We start from the raw sequence: 13,566 nt of genomic DNA on the forward strand, positions 1-13,566 counted from the left end.
GTTAATCATATTTTGCACTGGCACTGCCATTGCTTATCCATTTGCCTTGTACCTTTAACACCTGCTCGATAACGTCGCGAACACAGCCCTTTCCACCTTTTTTGTGAGAGACATATTTTGAGATCTCCTTGATCTCCGGCACCGAATCCTGTGGGCAACAAGGCAATCCTACTTCTTGCATCACATATAGATCTGGTATGTCATCACCCATAAACAATACATTTTCGCGTTTCAGCCCATTGCTTTTTAGATACTCCGTCAAGGTTTCTGTTTTGTGATGGGCTCCAAGAAAGATATCGGTAAGGCCAAGACCTTCCAGACGCTTACGGACTCCTTCGTTGGTACCTCCCGAGATAATACAGACCCTATAGCCTTGTTCGTGTGCTTGCTTTAACGCAAATCCATCCTTGGTGTTCATGGTGCGATACATTTCGCCTTGCGTGGTGATTAAGATAGTCCCGTCGGTGAGGACACCATCCACATCGAATACAAAGGTAGTGATGTGTTGCAGGTACTCTTTATAACTTTTTTCCATATTTGGTTCGAATCGCTTCCGTTAATTGTCGATACAGTGCTAAATGTTCACTGTCCCGTAACAAATGTAAATGTTTTTCAATTGTTTTTTGGTCATTGCGTTTTGCGGGACCCGTTTGCGCTTCAGAAGGGGATAAGCCTAGTATTTTACTGCTTGTTTCTGAAATGAGCGGTTGTAAAAGCTCGAATGCTATGTTATTTTCTGAAAGAATTTCATGTCCAATCGCATACATATGATTCACAAAGTTATTGACAAAGACGGCTGCTAGGTGGAGTTTCGCGCGTTCTTCGGAAGTTATTTCAACCACCTTTTCAGAAATATAACCACCTAGTTTTTTGAGCAATACCACGTCCGAAGGATTTGCTGCTTCTACACAGATTGGTATTTCAGTAAAATCGACCGCCCTTTGTTTTGAAAACGTTTGCAAGGGATAAAATACCCCTTTTCTGTTTCTATCTGAAAGCACCTCCATCGATACCCCTCCCGAAGTGTGAACTACAAGTTGGTTTTTAAAGGGCAATGAACTCGAAAATGCCGCGATTGCATCGTCCGTTATACCAATGATGTATACATCGGCTTCGACAATTTCTGAAAGTTTATGGGTAAATGGAATTGTGTTAAATGCCGCTGAAACTGCACTTTCACTTCTGTTATATATCTGTACTACAGCAACATAAGGCTGTTTATGTAAGGTATTACATAAATTGTAATTTACATTTCCGAAGCCTAGAAATACAACGCGAATCATACGACGAAGGTAAAAACTTTTTTATGGTTATATTTTAAAATATACAATAACTTTATAGAATGAAATCTACACAAGAACGACAGGATATTAAAAACCGAAACGATATTTTTCTTTTAGTTTCTACTTTTTACGGAAAGGTGCGAAAAGACGCTTTGTTAGGACCAATTTTTAATGGAGTTATTACCGATTGGAAACATCATTTGGAACATTTAACCGATTTCTGGGAAACCAATCTGTTCTTTGCAAAGACCTATAAAGGAAACCCAATAGAAAAGCATATTGAGGTGGATAAGAAGTTTGACGGGAAGATCAACGAGCTGCATTTTGGCACCTGGATAAATTTATGGTACCAGACTATCGACGCATTATTTGAAGGAGAAACCGCTCAAATAGCGAAGAACAGGGCTCGAAACATGGCGAGTCATATTCATATTCATATCTTTCAAGCAAGGAACAAAGGTGTAAATGAAGTATGAATTCCTTAACAATTTTAAGTAGTTAGAATGATAGTAATTACTTAAATTTGCACCAAAATTCGCCTCATGCAAAAGAAAATAGCTGCTGTCCTTTTTTCCACTCGTCTCACCGCTGTTTTATTTCTTGTTTTTGCCGCTGCGATGGCCACAGGAACCTGGCTTGACCGGTTTGCAGAAACGTCTCCAACTCCGCTTACCAGGGAACTTATCTACAATGCCTGGTGGTTTGAAGCCATTATGGGGATCTTCGTGATTAACTTTGTAGGAAACATTTTTAAATACCGGCTTTTAAGAAAAGAAAAATGGGCAACCTTGTCCTTACACCTAGCCTTTATTTTAATATTGATAGGTGCCTTTGTCACGCGTTATATCGGATTTGAAGGAGTAATCAGTATTCGCGAGGGAGCCACCGAAAACGTTATGTTATCGGACGAAACCTATGTGACAGCATTTATTGATGGAGATTATAAAATTGATGGGGTGCCACAACGGCGCAAGGTAGATCCAAAAAAAGTACGCCTTTCAGAGCGCTTGGATAACGATTTTAAAATTACGACCGATTATAACAAAAAACCGGTCACCATCACCTATAAAGACTTCTTTAAAAATGCCAAGGAAGGATTGGTCCCTTCCGATACCGGGGAAGAATACCTTAAAATTGTGGAGGCCGGTGATGGTACACGACATGAACACTGGATTAAATTAGGGGAAGTTACAGATATTCACAACATCCTTTTTGCAATAAATAAACCCACTCCGGGAGCCATAAATATTACCTATTCGGAGGATGGAAGTTATAGTCTTGAAACTCCTTTTGAGGGTAGTTTTTTGAGAATGGCCGACCAAGAAGAGGGACGGGTTGTCAAGGATAGTACCCAGCCGCTAATGCTTCGGTCGTTGTATCAATTGGGAGGAATGTCCTTTGTGATTCCCGAACCGGTGACCAAAGGAGCCTACGGCATTGTTCCTGCGCCAAAAAATGAACCTACCAACCAGGACGCCTTGATTTTGGAAGTAGCTTCAGAAGGAAAAACTAAAACTGTCGAATTACTGGGAGGAAAGGGCTCCAGACCGGATCCTACACTAGTAGAAATAAACGACTTGAAAGTCTATCTTACCTACGGTTCTAAAACGCATGATTTGCCTTTTAGTATTACACTTAACGATTTTATTGCCGACAAATATCCCGGAACGGAAAAGGGCTATTCCGCCTTTAGAAGTAAGGTGACGATCAATGATTCGGACAAGGAATTCTTCGATTACGAAATTTATATGAACCATGTACTGGATCACAAGGGGTACCGTTTTTTTCAATCGGGTTTCGATCCCGATGAGAAAGGGACCATACTTTCGGTAAACCACGACTGGTGGGGCACTTGGATCACCTATTTTGGTTATTTCTTATTGTATTTTGGACTGATGGCCATCCTCTTTGACAAGAATACCCGCTTTGCCTCGTTGAAAAATACGTTGGAAAAGGTGAAAAAGAAAAAATCGAAGTTGTTGCTTTTCTTGCTTGTATTGTTCTCCGCCTCAGGTTTTGCACAACAGGATCAGTTAAATCCGAAGCACAGCAAAGCCACCAAAACGCAAATTGATTCGGTGATTAAAGCGAATATAGCTTCCAAGGACCATGCAGCCAAATTTGCGCAGCTTATCATTCAGGATAACGGACGTATGAAGCCCATCAATACGTTTGCCAGTGAATTACTTCGGAAAGTCAGTAAAAAGAACTCCTACGAAGGACTAGATGCCAATCAGGTGTTTCTTTCCATGACCGAATTCCCTTCCCTGTGGTCACAAGCGCCCATTATTGCCTTAAAACGTGGTAATGACAGTATACGCCATGTGGTGGGGGTACCCGATGACACCAAATATATTTCGCTTTTAGATCTTTTTGATGAAAAAGCCAATTATAGACTAGAGCCCTATCTGGAAGCCGCTACCAAAAAAACCAATCCCAATCAGTTTGAAAAGGATTTTATCAAGGCACACGAGAATTTTTATATTCTGAATCAGGCACTGAGTGGGAGTATTCTGAAAATATTTCCGCTACCCAACAACGAAAACAACAAATGGGTTTCGTACCCTGAGTTGAACGAGGCGAATTTCACCGGAATGGATTCAACGGTCACAAGAACCATCCTTCCTATTTACTTTCAATCGCTTCGCGAGGCCAGAAAAACTGGGGATTATTCCGAAGCCGAAGAAATTTTGGGCGGCATTACCAAGTTTCAGAAAAAACACGGTAACCAAGTAATGCCTTCAGAAAATAAAATAAAGGCGGAAATCATTTATAATAAAGTCGATCTATTTAATCGTCTTTACAAGTATTTCGCAGTGCTGGGAGCGCTGATGTTTATGTTTATCATCATGCAGATCTTTACCGAAGCAAGGATGGTTAATAGGGTCGTCTCGGTTTTCAAATATAGTATCTGGGTACTATTTATCCTAATGACCCTCGGCCTTGCGGTGCGTTGGTACATTAGTGGCCATGCGCCCTGGAGCGATGCCTATGAGTCGGTTATTTATGTGGGGTGGGCTACGGTCTTCTTCGGACTGGCATTTGGAAGGAAAAGTGACCTTACCGTAGCGTCCACTGCTTTTGTGGCCTCCATCATCCTTTGGGCGGCGCATCTTAACTGGTTGGATCCGGCCATTGCGAACCTACAACCTGTTTTAGATAGTTATTGGTTGATGATCCACGTGGCGGTGATTGTAGCGAGTTACGGGCCGTTTACATTAGGGATGATTTTAGCGGCTACCTCCTTATTGCTGATGTTGATGACTACCAAAAAGAATTTTAAACGAATGGACCTCAATATTAAAGAGCTCACCATTATTACCGAATTGTCTTTGACAGTTGGTTTGGTGATGTTGACCATTGGTAACTTCCTTGGTGGGATGTGGGCCAATGAGAGCTGGGGACGTTATTGGGGTTGGGACCCCAAAGAGACTTGGGCTCTGATTAGCATTATGATTTACGCCTTCGTCATCCATATGCGACTGGTACCCGGGTTGCGCGGTAGATGGTTTTTCAATGTGATGGCGCTGTTTGCGTATGCGTCCATTATGATGACTTATTTTGGAGTGAACTTTTATCTGAGTGGATTACACTCCTATGCGAGCGGTGATGCTCCGGCAACGCCAACTTTTGTGTATTACGTTGTTGCCTTTGCCTTTGTATTGAGTATGGCGGCCTATTTTAGATACCGAAAGTTTTATATTTCAAAATAAAGGTGGCTACCTTAAACCAACTTGTCCAGGTGATTGAGCTTTTCTAATAAAGCTCCCTGAATACACACCACCGATGGTTTTGGAATGCCGTCAGAATCGTGAGGCCAAGTACTTGTTAGTGTTTCCAGTGAACCCGATTGTTCTCCGGGATGCTGTACACTTAGAAATAAGGTTTTATAATCTGGCGAAAACCACGGCCCTGTAAGTTCGGCATCCATAGGTGCACTGGCAATTTGAATGATCTTTCCGGCATCTTCCCCATGGCGTATCAAAACAAAAAGCCCATTGTTCTTAAATTCAACATACCAGGGCCGCTTCGGGGTATTCATCCTGCTACCGCTGATATCTGATGTAAACCAAAGATTTCCTGCTAAGTCGAAGACCAGATTGTCCGGACAGCTAAAACCACTTTCAGGGCCACCGGTAACCAAGGCTTCGGCGGTAAAGGTTAACGCATCGTATTGATTATTCGTTTCAACAATCTTAAGGATGCTTCCGTGGTGGTCATTGGTTTCGTAACTATTGGTGAGGGCTATCACCACATGTCCGGTCAAGGGGTCGATCTCAATATCCTCAGGGCGAGCTTGGGGCGTGGCCCCCACTAAACGAGCGGCTTCTCGGGCTCTGATTAGGACTTCGGTTTGGTCTTTAAAGCGTTGCTGAAGTACCGGCTGGGCGTTGTAATCCAACGAAATCCATTTTCCATTGACGGTATCGGCTGCATACAACGTACCTTCTTTCAAAGAACCGGGTTTGGAGCCAATAAATTTATAGATATGCTGATGTTCCATATCATCTCCAGTATAGGCAACAATGCGCTTGTCTTCCAATTCAACCAATGTACAGCATTCATGTGCCATACGCCCCAAGGCAATATGTTTCATTGCGTTTCCGGTAATTGGGTCTACTTCAACCACCCAGCCATAATGTTCGGTAGGGTAGTTGTAGAATTTTTCCCAGCCAATATAGCTGTCCTCATGAGAAGGGTTGTTCACTTCATCGAAAAGGGTTTCTCCGTAATAATCTTGGTAATTTTCTTCGCAGGTGAGGATGGTTCCCCAAGGGGTGATCCCTCCGGAACAGTTGCTGTGCGTGCCTATAACGGTCTTAGCTCCTTTGATAGGGGTATCCCAGTTGAGAGCAATTTCGGTTTTTGCTGTGATTCGTCGGTTTAAGGGGTCATTTGGAATGATATACCAGGCTTCATTTTTTTTCTGAATCCGAATGATACTTCCGCCCAGTTCGTACATTTCTTTGTCAACCTGCTCTAGAGTACGTTCATCACCGCGACGATAACCGGAAACAAACAAACGATTTACCGCTTCGTGATTCACCCAAAGGAGTCCGTCATTGCCCTCTTCATTTAAAGGAATAAAGCAGGTAAAGTCGTTGTCAAACCCAAAGGTGTCTTTGTCGCTAATAGGGTCTCTCCATTTGATAAGGGTGTTATAGTTCAAGGTTTCGGCCAATTCCAGATTGTCCGAACTGATAGGTTTTATGCCCTTTAGCACAACCGATTTTAACTGTTGTATCCTGGTTGAAGCGACTTCGGCTAAATTGGTTACCCTGTTTCTACAGCCAATGTATAAGGAGGGAAGTAAGATAGTACCTGCAGCTCCCTTTCCTAAAAGCGATAGAAAACTTCTGCGTTGAATCATGCTATGAATTTTAATCGAATCGTAGTGGTTTCAAAAGTACAATTTCTATCTAAAATTGGTCTTAAGGCTATTTTAAAATTTGCTTACATAATAAAAGGACACACATAAGTTGTGCATCCTTTTATCTTAGTTGAATTAGGGTAGGTTATATTGAGGGTTAATTATAGATATAATCGGGTTGGTTATCGACCATGAGGTAATCTTCCTGAATGTGTTCGCTGATCTCTAATTTATGATATAATTCGGTAGTTAAATGTTCTATTTCTGCTTCGGTGGTTTTTAACTTTCTCGCTATTTTTGAGTTCTCTTTCCCTTCAGAAATATATTGAAGCAATTTTATTTCCAAACCATCCAAATCGTAATGCATGATAAGATTTTCCAAATAAACGTCTTCCATGAGCTTGGCCGCGTTCTTGCGCGTCATCACCTCCTGTCGCTTCAGGAAGATACGGAGTTCGGTTTGCCGTAATTGACTTTCTTCTTTTATGGCGCGCATTCGATACATAATGGCGTATGTAAGCACCAACATCTCTACCAGTGTGGCTGCTTTGAGATGTGCTGTTTCAGTAGCCAAGAAATTAAATCCGAAATTTTTAAGTACAAAGAAGTCAATTGCGAACAATACTGGAATGGCAGTGGCGATCACATAAAATTTTGCATAGTTTTTCTTGCTGAAAAGGAATACACCCGCCATAAAGTAGGTGGCGATAATCCCTAATGACACAGTATTGGCGAGCGTTGCCAGTAGGTGACTTTCGGTAACCCATGCCAATGCAATAATAATTATAGTAGTACCGAGTAAGGGTGATGCGACCCATCTTATTTTTGGATAGAATTCGGCCAGGTTTAAGTACTTAGAAGCAAACCAGGCACTGAGGGCAGCAGTTGTTAACAGAAAGATAGCTTGTACGACCTCTGTACTTTGAAGTGCTTCAAGTCCGATCAATGTAAATAATCCATCACTTAAAAAGAAAGTGGCAATAATTCCGGTCAGGGCAAGACTGTAGCGCAGGAATACTTTTTCATCAAATAGAAAATAGCACACCAGGTTTAACAGTATTACCATTAAGGCAAAGCCGTAGTACATGCCATTTTTAAAGGATTCAGCTGTATTTTGTGTACCGCTGGAAGCTATAACCTCATTTTTTTCCGAAATTCTCGTATTTCCTCCTGAAATTAGCTCATCATTTTTGTAGGAAAATTCCTCATAATAAGAAATTTTAGGATTTTGGGCGCTAGTCACGTTATGGTAGGCGACACTTGTTTTTGGGGACTGATAGGAGGTGTTTTCCTGTTTAATTTTTGAAAGATCCTTTATGGGTTTTTCATCTTTCACTTTTAACGAAACTGCTTTAAAATCAAAGCTTTTCAGGCTGATTAAAGAGGTGTTATTTTCAGAAAAAGCCATCACAGATTTCACCGAAAAGATACATAAAAGACACAACGCGAGGGGTAAAAATCGTAGCCTCATAATAAGTAGGTTTAATAAATTTGGGTACTCGAATATACGCAAAAATTACATTTCACCTAATTTATTTGCACTTAATCGATATTTAAGACAAAAAATGCTATTCTATAAAGAACAGCATTTTTAACAAGTAGACGTTTTGTTTCGTTTAGAGCGATTAATCGCCAATCATATCTTCCGGCTTTACCCAGGCGTCAAATTCTTCCGAAGTAACATATCCCAGATTAACAGCTTCCTCTTTAAGTGTTGTTCCATTTTTATGCGCTGTATTTGCAATTTCGGCGGCTTTGTAATAGCCAATTTTGGTATTTAAGGCGGTGACCAACATCAATGAGTTGTTCACCAGTTTCTCAATTACTTCTTTGTTAGGTGCTATGCCTTGAGCGCAATGTTCGTCGAACGACACACAGGCATCACCAATCAACTGAGCCGATTGTAAGAAATTCGCTGCCATTACCGGTTTAAATACGTTTAATTCGAAATGCCCTTGCATGCCACCCACCGAAATCGCCACATCATTACCTATTACCTGTGCGCATACCATGGTAAGTGCTTCACATTGGGTAGGATTTACTTTTCCGGGCATGATAGAAGAACCCGGTTCGTTTGCGGGAATTGTGATTTCTCCAATTCCACTACGCGGGCCACTGGCCAGCAGTCTTATGTCGTTGGCAATCTTGTTTAAGGACACTGCCAGTTGCTTTAGCGCCCCGTGTGATGCTACAATGGCATCATGTGCCGCCAAGGCTTCAAACTTATTCTTTGCTGTGATAAAGGGCAAGCCCGTGAACTTGGCGATATATCCGGCCACGTTTTCAGCATAACCTTTTGGGGTATTAATTCCCGTACCAACCGCTGTTCCTCCTAAGGCGAGTTCAGAAAGGTGGGGGAGTGTATTTTGTAGGGCTTTTAAACCGTGTTCCAGTTGCGAAGCGTAGCCGCTAAACTCTTGTCCCAGCGTTAAAGGTGTCGCATCCATTAAATGGGTACGACCTATTTTCACTATATCTTTGAAATCGAATGCTTTTTTTGCCAATGTTTTCTGAAGTTGTTGCACACCCGGTATAGTGGTTTCCACTACTTTTTTATAGGCTGCAATGTGCATGCCGGTGGGGAAGGTATCATTAGAAGACTGCGATTTGTTCACATCGTCGTTAGGTTGTAGGGTTTTGTCTCCTTCTCCTATCTTTTTATCGGCCAATTGCTGCGCTCTGTTAGCAATTACCTCGTTCACGTTCATATTACTTTGCGTACCGCTTCCGGTCTGCCAGATCACCAACGGAAACTGATCGTCGTGCTTACCATTTAAAATTTCATCGCATACAGCGGCGATATAGTCTCTTTTTTCTTCTGAAAGCACGCCTAATTCGCAATTTGAAAAGGCGGCCGCTTTTTTCAGATAGGCGAAGCCGTAAACCACTTCCAAAGGCATGGAGGCCGGAGCACCTATTTTAAAATTGTTGCGGGAACGTTCGGTTTGTGCACCCCAAAGTTTGTCGGCAGGTACCTGTACCTCGCCCATGGTATCTTTTTCTATTCTGTAGTCCATAATTGTAATTTCTAACGCCACACAAAGGTACTTAAAAGCTAAAAGTTACTCAACCTTCCTTTTGGTTAATTTCATGTGAATAATTCAGAAATAATTATTGTTTTTTCTGAAAAAATCCCACTATCTTTGAACCATCTTATAAAAACACGCATTATTATGTTCGAATTTGATCAATACTTAGGATTTTTAGCCTTTTTAACCATATTGACCATTGGGTTTTGGTTGATGATTTTCTTGGTTTCCTTCATCCCTTATTGGATTGGTGGTGCCTTACTTGAGAACTGGAAATTAAAGCGTGAAGCAAAAAAGAAAGAAAAAAACGCCTAACCGGTGTTTCGTTTTATAGAAATAGAAAATCCGCCAATGGGCGGATTTTTTGTTTTACTAGGCTGTGCTGACTAGGGAGTTGCTTTTGTTCCTCCTTCAAATTCAAAACCATCTCCGCCGCTGCCGTTACCGCGCCCACTTTCTCGTTTCTTCTTCTCGTTAAATCGATAGGTAAACGATAGGTTGAATTGTCGCTGTCTCCATTGAAATTCACTTTCACTTCTAAAGGTATCTGAATTCGTAACAGAGGAACGTTTCCGGGTATTCAATAGATCACTCACATTAAATCCTATCGTCGCATTGTCGTTGATAATATCCTTGCTCAATGCTAAATCCACAGATAATATTCCGTCAGATTCGGTTTGTGAGTTGTTAGACGGCCCTCTATAAAAGGCATTGGTCTGCCAATCCACATTTCCGGGTAGGGTCACTTTTACGCTTCCTCGGGCAAACCAGCTGGTATCCTCCGACCCGTAATCAACTCCGTTGAATTCTCCTTCGTTCACGAATTTGTAAAAATTGAAACTACCATTTAATCGCAACCATTTTGCCGGATTGTACAGTACACCTGCTTCAAATCCGTATCGCTGATTGGTAGAAAGGTTTATGGGCAGGGTTCTAAGTATAGGAATACCATTGGCAGTGAGCTCACCCGTATCTTCTTGAATACGCTCAAAGGCATCGGTTTCATATTGATAATAGATGGAAGAGGTCAAAGTAAGTTTGTTCCAGCGTTTTAAATAACCAAGGTCGAAAGCACTGGCATAGGCAGGATCCAAATTTGGGTTTCCTTGAAAGACATTCGCTTCACTGGAACGAGAAGGGAAAGGGTTGATATACCAGTGTCTTGGCCTGTTTATCCTTCTGTTATACCCCAAGGTAAAGTTTTCCCGTTCACCTAATTCATAAATTAGATTTACCGTAGGGAAGAGACCGGTGTAATTTTTATCGAAATTGATATTTAGGTCGTCACTATCATTGGTAACATCTTCAGCAGATACCTTTCCTTTCAATTGGGTGTTTTCCATACGTAAGCCAAGTAGGAAAGAGAATTTCCCAAATTTATTTCCGTATTGAGAATAGACCGAATTCACATTTTCGTTATATGTAAAAATGTTCGATAGGCTATCATTTCGGACAAAGGTTCCCGAAGTGCCTACTTCTTCAAACAGCACATAATCGGTCACCGTCTCTTCAAAATTACCGCGGTAACCCGCCTCAAATTGTGCATTCTCTCCAATGGGCAGGACATAATCTATTTGGGCCAGGTATTCCTTTTGATCCCGGGTGGTGGTAATGTCTTCTGAAGACAGGCGTTCCATAAGTGGATAGGTATTTGCCTCTTCAATAAGCGACAATTCGGTTTCTTTGTCGGTTTCGAATTGAAGATCGGCAGTTAGCTTATGACCATCCTGACTAAAATTATTTACATAGTTCAACGAAAACTGGTAACTTTTATCCTCTTCATTTTCAGATTCCACACGCTCGCGGATCACTGCTAAATCGTTTGATCGATTGAATTCATTAGTGATATTGGTCGTTGTGGTCTCGTTATCTCCCGTTCTGAAGAATCCCACAGCGGTTAGGGAGGAACTATCTGTCAAGAAGTATTCAATTCCCAAGTTGGTATTAAAGCCTTTTCGCAATCGGTCGTATTCACGATCTTCGATTAACAACGGATTGTCTCGGGTATCCGAAAAATAGAGGTTTTTAAAATAGGCGTTCCCGGGTGCATCACTATAGCGAACTCCGGTTGTATTAAAGATATTAAAATGGTCGGTCCGCAGGTTGATATTTGTCGTGATACCACTGTTCAAGGGCCATCCCAAGTTGGTTTGCAAGGAACCATTCAATCCAAGGGTCTTTTCCTTCCGAAGGATAATATTAATGATACCGGCGGTTCCTTCGGCATCATAACGGGCAGAAGGGGAAGTAATCACCTCCACACGATCAATCGATTCGGCCGGTAATTGGCGTAAGGCATCTGTCGATCCAAAACCTGCAATGGCCGAGGGTTTTCCATTGATAAGAATACGAACGTTTTCATTCCCACGCAGGCTAATGGCCCCTTCCACATCTACACTAACAGAGGGTACATTGTTTAATGCATCGCTAACGGTTGCACCACTGGTCGTAAGATCCTTCCCTATATTGTATATTTTCTTGTCGAGCCGTACTTGCACTTCGGTTGTTTCGGCTCTGATAACTACTTCATCCAAACCGGCGGCATCCAAGGCCAATGTGACCGTAGGAAGGGTGGTGTTTTGAAACAACCGCTGATTGGTAAGTTGTTCGGTTTTATAGGAGATAAATTCAAACTGAACGGTATATATCCCGGGTGCTACTTCAATACTATAGGATCCAGATTGATCTGTAATTCCACCAGTGACGATCTTGTTGTCTTTGTCTAGAAACACAACAGTGGCGTATTCTAGCGGAATATTTGTACCTTCTTCAATGATTTTCCCGGTGATAGTTACTGGGGTGTCATTTTGAGGTCTTTGTGCCAATAGGGTGGTGGTCACAAAAAATAGCATAACGAGGATTACATTTTTCATAGTCGGTTTTAGCGAGTTTGACTGCGAAAATAGGCCTAGGTTTAAGCCTAGGTTGCCAAATTTCTGTTAAAATCCCCTGTGCAAATTATAAAATTGAATCAAGTAGCTCGAGCGGCCTGGCAATGATGGCTTTGTCACCAGATACCACAATGGGTCTTTGAATTAGTTTGGGGTGTTTCAGAAATGCGTTAATCACCTGGGAATCTGTCATTTTGCGATCCTTGAACAGCTCTTTCCAAATGGTTTCGTTTTTTCGTACTAACTCGATGGGTTTAATGTCTAACAATGAGATTACCTTGGTAAGTTCTTCTTTGGTGAAAGGGGTTTGCATATAATTTATAACCCGAACGTCTTTTCCGAAAGCTCCTAAAAAAGTTTCGCATTCGCGGGATTTACTGCAGCGGGGGTTGTGATAAATGGTAATCATGTGACGGTGGTTTTTTTGGTTTTTGCGTTGTACTGTGCACAGCGCTTTTTATAATGTAATTTGTTTCAGTTCCAAGCTGTAATCGTACTGAAGATCTTCGTGTAGGGATACGATCTTCTTTGCAATCATTTCCTTTTGTTTTTCAAATACATACACCATGGCTTGGTTTTCTTTAACTGAAGGCCTAAAAGCAGCCATCTTTGTGCAAAAGTAGAGTAGGAGTTCCACTTCCGTCTCTTTATTTTGAGAATAGCGAATGTAACGCTTTAGCGTACGCAGGATCTTCCGAATCCCTTTCTTGATAAAATACATAGTATTGGTATTGACCTCCTCAAACAAGTGGTCTATATCCTCCTTGATATGCGCAATAAAACCGGCTTCATCATCTGCTTCGAACAACAAATAGGTGAGGAGTTCTTTGTTTTCGGTCTTGTGCTTGGTCAATCGAAGCACCAACGCCTCCAATTCGTCACCCGATTTGTGTTTCAGTTCTTTTTTAAGTTGGGCAAGGCTGGCGGGTTTCAATTTAGGCGGTGTGTTTGATATGGGTCACAAAGGTAGCTCATTTAGATTAGTTGTCGTC

11 protein-coding genes are annotated in these 13,566 nt (G+C 41.7%); 3 read left to right on the forward strand and 8 right to left on the reverse strand.

Annotated features, from left to right (window positions below; all coding sequences use genetic code 11):
- Nucleotide 1: 1 nt before the first annotated feature.
- A complete protein-coding gene (locus K8F54_RS06170) occupies nt 2-535 on the reverse strand; it encodes an HAD-IIIA family hydrolase (protein WP_290788529.1) in 534 nt (177 codons plus the stop codon).
- Nucleotides 519-1,283, reverse strand: a complete 765-nt coding sequence (locus K8F54_RS06175) for a DUF2520 domain-containing protein (RefSeq protein ID WP_290788532.1) — start codon at nt 1,281-1,283, stop codon at nt 519-521. Before K8F54_RS06175 ends, K8F54_RS06170 begins: the two co-directional genes overlap by 17 nt.
- A gap of 59 nt (nt 1,284-1,342) precedes the next feature.
- On the opposite strand from K8F54_RS06175, the gene K8F54_RS06180 reads away from it, so the two are divergent.
- A complete protein-coding gene (locus K8F54_RS06180; protein ID WP_290788535.1) occupies nt 1,343-1,759 on the forward strand; it encodes a group III truncated hemoglobin in 417 nt (138 codons plus the stop codon).
- Nucleotides 1,760-1,825: 66 nt separating this feature from the next.
- Complete coding sequence (gene ccsA / locus K8F54_RS06185) at nt 1,826-4,996, forward strand: cytochrome c biogenesis protein CcsA (protein WP_290788538.1); 3,171 nt, start codon at nt 1,826-1,828, stop codon at nt 4,994-4,996.
- Between the two features lie 11 nt (nt 4,997-5,007).
- Here ccsA and K8F54_RS06190 read toward each other — a convergent pair whose 3' ends face one another.
- From K8F54_RS06190 to fumC, 3 genes are all read right to left on the reverse strand, one after another.
- Nucleotides 5,008-6,654: an alkaline phosphatase PhoX gene (locus K8F54_RS06190; protein ID WP_290788541.1), complete on the reverse strand. Its 1,647-nt coding sequence runs from the start codon at nt 6,652-6,654 to the stop codon at nt 5,008-5,010.
- A 157-nt stretch (nt 6,655-6,811) separates the two neighbouring features.
- On the reverse strand, nt 6,812-8,125 hold the full coding sequence (locus K8F54_RS06195; protein WP_290788544.1) for a 7TM diverse intracellular signaling domain-containing protein: 1,314 nt from the start codon (nt 8,123-8,125) through the stop codon (nt 6,812-6,814).
- Nucleotides 8,126-8,279: 154 nt separating this feature from the next.
- A complete protein-coding gene (gene fumC, locus K8F54_RS06200; protein ID WP_290788547.1) occupies nt 8,280-9,671 on the reverse strand; it encodes a class II fumarate hydratase in 1,392 nt (463 codons plus the stop codon).
- A 156-nt stretch (nt 9,672-9,827) separates the two neighbouring features.
- On the opposite strand from fumC, the gene K8F54_RS06205 reads away from it, so the two are divergent.
- A complete protein-coding gene (locus K8F54_RS06205) occupies nt 9,828-9,998 on the forward strand; it encodes a hypothetical protein (RefSeq protein WP_290788550.1) in 171 nt (56 codons plus the stop codon).
- Between the two features lie 71 nt (nt 9,999-10,069).
- Here K8F54_RS06205 and K8F54_RS06210 read toward each other — a convergent pair whose 3' ends face one another.
- From K8F54_RS06210 to K8F54_RS06220, 3 genes are all read right to left on the reverse strand, one after another.
- A complete protein-coding gene (locus K8F54_RS06210; RefSeq protein ID WP_290788552.1) occupies nt 10,070-12,556 on the reverse strand; it encodes an outer membrane beta-barrel family protein in 2,487 nt (828 codons plus the stop codon).
- An 85-nt stretch (nt 12,557-12,641) separates the two neighbouring features.
- Nucleotides 12,642-12,983 carry an arsenate reductase (glutaredoxin) gene (arsC, locus tag K8F54_RS06215; protein ID WP_290788554.1) on the reverse strand — a complete coding sequence of 114 codons (342 nt, stop codon included), beginning with the start codon at nt 12,981-12,983 and terminating at the stop codon, nt 12,642-12,644.
- Between the two features lie 48 nt (nt 12,984-13,031).
- Entirely contained in the window at nt 13,032-13,508 is a 477-nt protein-coding gene (locus K8F54_RS06220) for a hypothetical protein (protein WP_290788556.1), read from the reverse strand.
- Between the last annotated feature and the right edge of the window lie 58 nt (nt 13,509-13,566).

The organism is Altibacter sp. (assembly GCF_019913785.1).
Classification (GTDB): domain Bacteria; phylum Bacteroidota; class Bacteroidia; order Flavobacteriales; family Flavobacteriaceae; genus Altibacter.

What these genes read in the sequence shown, in the direction of transcription:
- K8F54_RS06170 (WP_290788529.1), bottom strand. Translation starts at nt 535, where the DNA reads ATGGAAAAAAGTTATAAAGAGTACCTGCAACACATCACTACCTTTGTA.
- K8F54_RS06175 (WP_290788532.1), bottom strand. Translation starts at nt 1,283, where the DNA reads ATGATTCGCGTTGTATTTCTAGGCTTCGGAAATGTAAATTACAATTTA.
- K8F54_RS06180 (WP_290788535.1), top strand. Translation starts at nt 1,343, where the DNA reads ATGAAATCTACACAAGAACGACAGGATATTAAAAACCGAAACGATATT.
- ccsA (WP_290788538.1), top strand. Translation starts at nt 1,826, where the DNA reads ATGCAAAAGAAAATAGCTGCTGTCCTTTTTTCCACTCGTCTCACCGCT.
- K8F54_RS06190 (WP_290788541.1), bottom strand. Translation starts at nt 6,654, where the DNA reads ATGATTCAACGCAGAAGTTTTCTATCGCTTTTAGGAAAGGGAGCTGCA.
- K8F54_RS06195 (WP_290788544.1), bottom strand. Translation starts at nt 8,125, where the DNA reads ATGAGGCTACGATTTTTACCCCTCGCGTTGTGTCTTTTATGTATCTTT.
- fumC (WP_290788547.1), bottom strand. Translation starts at nt 9,671, where the DNA reads ATGGACTACAGAATAGAAAAAGATACCATGGGCGAGGTACAGGTACCT.
- K8F54_RS06205 (WP_290788550.1), top strand. Translation starts at nt 9,828, where the DNA reads ATGTTCGAATTTGATCAATACTTAGGATTTTTAGCCTTTTTAACCATA.
- K8F54_RS06210 (WP_290788552.1), bottom strand. Translation starts at nt 12,556, where the DNA reads ATGAAAAATGTAATCCTCGTTATGCTATTTTTTGTGACCACCACCCTA.
- arsC (WP_290788554.1), bottom strand. Translation starts at nt 12,983, where the DNA reads ATGATTACCATTTATCACAACCCCCGCTGCAGTAAATCCCGCGAATGC.